Annotated in this window: 6 protein-coding genes and 1 pseudogene; 2 read left to right on the top strand and 5 right to left on the bottom strand. The window is 58.9% G+C overall.

Annotated elements, in window-relative coordinates; translation table 11 throughout:
* A partial coding sequence (locus PQR02_RS39600; RefSeq protein WP_408243253.1) for an EAL domain-containing protein occupies positions 1-211 on the top strand: 211 nt, incomplete at its 5' end.
* A 710-nt stretch (positions 212-921) separates the two neighbouring features.
* Here the strand turns inward: PQR02_RS39600 and PQR02_RS39595 are convergent.
* The 5 genes from PQR02_RS39595 to PQR02_RS39575 form a co-directional block, all read right to left on the bottom strand.
* Positions 922-1200: a hypothetical protein gene (locus PQR02_RS39595; RefSeq protein WP_408243252.1), complete on the bottom strand. Its 279-nt coding sequence runs from the start codon at positions 1198-1200 to the stop codon at positions 922-924.
* Between the two features lie 429 nt (positions 1201-1629).
* Complete coding sequence (locus PQR02_RS39590) at positions 1630-1917, bottom strand: hypothetical protein (RefSeq protein WP_408243251.1); 288 nt, start codon at positions 1915-1917, stop codon at positions 1630-1632.
* Between the two features lie 45 nt (positions 1918-1962).
* Entirely contained in the window at positions 1963-2223 is a 261-nt protein-coding gene (locus tag PQR02_RS39585) for a hypothetical protein (protein WP_408243250.1), read from the bottom strand.
* A gap of 408 nt (positions 2224-2631) precedes the next feature.
* Positions 2632-3147: a TIGR01841 family phasin gene (gene phaP / locus PQR02_RS39580; RefSeq protein ID WP_408243249.1), complete on the bottom strand. Its 516-nt coding sequence runs from the start codon at positions 3145-3147 to the stop codon at positions 2632-2634.
* Positions 3148-3767: 620 nt separating this feature from the next.
* Positions 3768-4523, bottom strand: a complete 756-nt coding sequence (locus PQR02_RS39575) for an ABC transporter substrate-binding protein (protein ID WP_408243248.1) — start codon at positions 4521-4523, stop codon at positions 3768-3770.
* Between the two features lie 126 nt (positions 4524-4649).
* On the opposite strand from PQR02_RS39575, the pseudogene PQR02_RS39570 reads away from it, so the two are divergent.
* Positions 4650-4832: pseudogene (locus PQR02_RS39570) on the top strand (hypothetical protein); the annotation flags it as partial.
* Positions 4833-5077 lie beyond the last annotated feature (245 nt).

Here is a 5077-nt window from a genome sequence, read left to right as displayed (position 1 = left end):
ACGCGCGCTGGGCATGGGAACGGTCGCGGAAGGCATCGAGACCGAGACGCAACTCGTTCTCGTCAGAGAGCTCGGGTGCGACGCCGCGCAGGGATACTTGATCGGCAAGCCGGTGTCGGCAGTGCGCATCGAACCTGATGCAAAGACGCGGTTTGGCCCGGCGCCGAATGCGCTTTCATCGTCGCAGGGCGCACGCAGCGGATCGCGCTAGCGGTCAACGCGCAGTCGCCCGGTTCGCATCGTTTTTTCTTACGCCCGGTAAGCCGGCATCTGCCTCCGCTCGCCTTCAGGCGTGCGAAAGCCAGCAATTCAACCGCACGCCGGCGGGACTGGCATCCGAAGGCTGACCATTGACGCCAGGTGCATTCCAGCAAACTATTGCATCCACCGGTTGAATCCGGCCATCGATCGTCCCTGATCCTTGGGTGAGCGAAATCGGCAGGTGGGGAACGGACAACCGCTGCACTCCGGAATTCGACCGATACTATGGCACCCCCTCCAGTCGGGTTCTATGAAAATACGCCGCCGTGAACCGGCTGACAAGATAGCGGATACACGTGTGGGCGGAAGGTCAGGCAAACATCAAGGGCATGAGATAGTGAAAAGGCCCTACCGCATCGAGCCAAAATGACACGGCCTGGAATGGGGCCGAAATCTACACCTCAACCAGCGGACTCGGGGACACATCTCACGCTGGCAGCGGATTGAAAGTCCGCATTTGGAGGAAGCAGCGGTGCTCTATCGCTGATCGGACACGCGATATATTTGCGCGCGACGTTCGCGTAAACGCCGGGGCAACCGACACGTTCCGGCTTGTCTTCACATCGGCTCTCGAACGGCGCGCGCCGGTCGCTGCACTGCGGGATTCGCTGCCGATTGTCCGGAGAAACGGCACCAGGTATCTACGGCGCCTCGTGAGGGCTACGTGTTGGCAGTTGCGGACGCGGTCGCATCACCGTCCGTGAGAACGAGCGACGTCTTCATCGAGCACGGCAGGTTGTTCAAGGCGGCCACCACTTTTTGCAGTGCGTCGAGCGAAACGCCGTCAACCTGCACGGTCAGCATTTCGATCGCCTCCGAGGGCTTGACCTGCACTCGCAACGTCGTGATACGCGCACCACAACTGCGTAGACCCTTCCACACCGCAACCACGTGCAGCGCGCCGGGACCAGCCGTGACAGTGAGATGGTATGTGGTCATGAGAGCGAGTTCGCAACTCCGCTTTGGGATGTCAATGTCAGAGAGGGTGCATTCATGCAGAGCGTAGCGTAATGCTGTGACGTTTTGAAGCATCTGCGCAAGTCCGGCGATAGTCGTTTTCGGACACGCTAAAGCGTCCGTCGATCAGCAGCAGTGCCAAATTGAAAGACAGTGCGAGGAAGAGGGGCGACGTGGCAACATTTGCTATCGGCGCCGTACGTGTTGATCCGCTGGACGGAAAAATTTCCCACGTGCACCTGGGGTCCGTCGTGTGCGACGCGCCAGGCCGTGACGCGGCCGCTGGATCAATGCGTGTGACAGTCGCCGCTATCGGGTGCTCTACGCCACTGTGGAGTCTTGCACACGCGTGCCATCGGACTCACCGTGCAGCGCGACAAACGATCGCCGCCCCTTCGCTCCTGAATAGCCTTAGCAAAGAGTGGTGCTCGTCACCCAAGGCATGTTGTTAAACCGCGTGACGATCAAATCCAGCACCTCTCGTGGAGTCGGGCGCAGCGCTATCGTGACCTGCTCAAAACCGTCTTCTGGGAGCGTCGTAATGTTCACTTTCTGGATGTTGCGGGAAAACGGGAGCAGCACCTGCCAGATTCCCGCAATACGCATTCCTTGAACACGCGCCCGCACAATAAGCCGATGATCTTTCGCTGAGTGCATCGATGACAATTTACCCCCCGTTTCGAATGGTCCACTATTCATATTTCTCCTCCGGTTTTTTTGAATGACGTATGCACGAAGCCGATATTATTTGTCGGTCTCTCGTCTTTCGAGTGGAATCTGGACTATTCCGTGTAGTCGTGCTTTCACGGCCTGCGCGTGTTTTCGATCGGCGCCAGAGAGATCCTGCCGGTCAAGCAGCATTTCAATGCGGCGGCGCCAATAGTCCGGATCGTTGATGACGGACGTGGAGGCAATGCCCTCCCCACTTCTAGCCATTCGTTCGAGCGTGGCGATTATCGCTTCGATATGCAACAGATCGCTCTTATAAGAAGCGTCAATTCCCATCACACTCCCTATCTATTAGTCCTTTTAAATGCGCGGGTCGCTGTCGTTCCGGTTCGCGCCTGATACCACCAGTCCTCGTGGTCGAGGTTCCGAAGGAGCTGGCCGCGACGCCGTTCCCGGCGGTAGTGGCTTACGATCAGAGGCATTGCAACCAGCATTGCAACGCCGCTGATTGTCAGTCCCATCCATGTTTCGCTCATAGTGACCTCGTATGTGACGTTATCGGGCGACTCTGGTCGTCAGTGACTCGCGCAACCTCTTGTTCAATGAAGTTGCGCGGCGCATATCCGGTAAACGGGACGGTAATGAGCAAATGGGTAGCCCAACGCGACCCTTGCCGACCCCGAATCACGCGACGCAGACGGCGTCTCCGGAAATGGCTGAATGACCTGGTAGCGTTCGCCTGGCCTATGCGGCTGAAGTCGCGACAGGCCGATTTCCGCGCGCTATTGCGACGGCTTGCATGGCAGCCTTGTGGATCGATTCATAGCCGACCCCACTCATGGATACCGCCGACTTCAACACGGTGACGGCGGCCTCTGAGCCCACGGGAGCATTCCTCGCGAAGCCTTCGACGGACTCGCGCAGTTTGAGTTGCTGCTGCTGGAATTGGGCATCGAGGATTTTCAGAAGCTCGGCCTGCGTATGAGTCACAATTTCGAGCGCCCGACGGCTGTGCGCGAGCATTTTCTCGACAGCCGGCCGTGCGGCGTTGGCTTGATGAACCCATAGTTCAAGGGGCGTCTTGCCTGAGAGCGCCACCTTTACGGCCTGTTCACTCTCGGCGAGCGCCGTCCTGACCCACTGCTGGTTCAATCGCATCAGTTGTTCGAAGCCCGTGAAGGCTTCGCCGGCCAAGGAAAACGTGGTGGAAACGTTGCCACTGTCCGTCCAGCCAAACTGCTCAGTCATCAATGGGTACACCGTCAACTCCTTTAGTTATACAAATCAATGTGCAGACGGTAGGATGAAAAACCGCCCCCCGAACCAGATCGCGAAGAGGAGAGCCGCTGTGTTTTACCTGAGGCCCCCGCTGCCGCAATGCAACATTAGATGGATCATTCTAACTTTGTTAAATATGCTGTTGGGGAACCACTTTGTAGGTAATTACCCTTGGTATGGTCTTTTGCTTGATTGCTGACAATTTTTGTATGAATTAAGTGAAACTACCCGGCGTTCGGTAGCTAATCGGTAAGACGGTAAGCCCGGAGGCCGAATGGCGGGCGCGCGGGGTTTCCGAACATCAGACGGTAGCCGCCAACCACACGCTGGTCGCCGGCGGATATTTGCTAAGTCGGGTTTTGGGTTTTCGAGGGAAAGGTGCAACCAGGTTCCGGCGGGCGCCGGTATGCGCTGCAACAAAACGGATCGAAAAGACAGTTCTTACGGCGGGGATTGCTGCGGGTCTTGCCGCGCGATGGGGCGGCGCGGAACGCGCCTGCCAGGACTGGTGGCGACCGCTTGTGTATGCCGAGGACGCGCATACGATCTTTGGGCGGGATGCGGTCAGTAACGTATGCCGATCATCTGCATCGGATGAATACTCACCCGCCGGCTTTCCAAGAGCGGCACTTAGGCGCAACCGACGCGCCCGCGATTCCATGCCGCGCCAGCGAATCGGCCACAAATCCCGAAGCCTTCATCTCCTCGACGAAATTGCCCAGCGCATTGGCCGCGGCGGCGCCTCGACTCCTCGACGTGCCCATCGCCTGCCGGATCACCATGAACCGCTCGTCGAGCAAACGAAGCCCGGGCGTTTCCCGTGCGTCGGCTTCGAGTTGTTGCTTCACGCCGGCCGCCACGTCGAGCTGCTGTTCGAGGAAGGTTGGCACGACATCCGGCGAGGTCGGTGCGCGAACGATTTGCGCGGTCTTCAGTTCGCGGCTCAGGAACAGGTCATAAGCGCTTCCCTTGCCGACGGCGACGCGATTGTGCGGTTGGTCGACATCCTGATTCGTTCTGACCGGCGATTCGTCGCGCACCAGATAAAAGCCTTCGATCAACACGTACGGCGCGGTGAAAGCGATGGTTTCGCCGCGCAACGGATCGACGGCAAAAAAGCCGAAATCGGCGCGTTCCTCGCTCACTGCCTGGACCGATTTGCCTGCGGCATCAAATACCACCAGTTCCAGTTCGACACCGAGCTTCGCAGCGAACGCACGCGCAAGGTCTACTGATACGCCGAACGGCTCACCGGATTCCGGATGCCGGTTGGCAAGAATCGGATTGCCGAGATTGATCGACGCGCGCAGCTTACCGGTGGGCGTGAAGGCGGTGACAACGGATGGTTCGATGGTCATGGAGGCTCCCGTCGCGACCACAAATCGTCGCATGAGGTCTCAAGGTTCAGGAATTTCGCTGGTGCGCGACAGTGCAGCGAGCGTGTGCAGCAGGGGCTCCCGCTCCGGCATGATGGTCGACGTTGGGGCTTTATCAATACCACGCGTGGCGTCCTCACGACCGGCACGCCGCTGCTCGATGCAGGCGGCAACCTGAGGGGCTTTGATGCGACGGGCGGCAATATCACCGTCCCGGTTGCGGGTCCGAAGGTGACGAACGTCGATCAGGTCGATCGGCTTGCACGCGCGGTGCAGGCCAACGCGGCGATCTCTGACTTGCTGGGCGGAGCGCCGTGGCCCAGACCAGCGGTTTGACGCCCTCAACAACCGATAAACAGATTTCGTAGTACGTTGGTATCCGTCATAAATTCTGACGGAGAACGGGTCGCTCCCGCCTGCCGCACATCGACCCGTGCATACGAAGTTTTTACATCGGCGCCGCGGTACGTGTAAACGCCGTCGACGGATAAGGAGCGGCATTGCACGACCTTGGCGCCGTCAATCGTGGCGGCTTA

It is taken from the genome of Paraburkholderia sediminicola, from assembly GCF_046026895.1.
In the GTDB taxonomy this organism is placed as follows: Bacteria; Pseudomonadota; Gammaproteobacteria; order Burkholderiales; family Burkholderiaceae; genus Paraburkholderia; species Paraburkholderia sediminicola_C.
The sequence above is the reverse complement of the archived record's forward strand: the minus strand, read 5'-3'. Positions and strand labels throughout refer to the sequence as shown.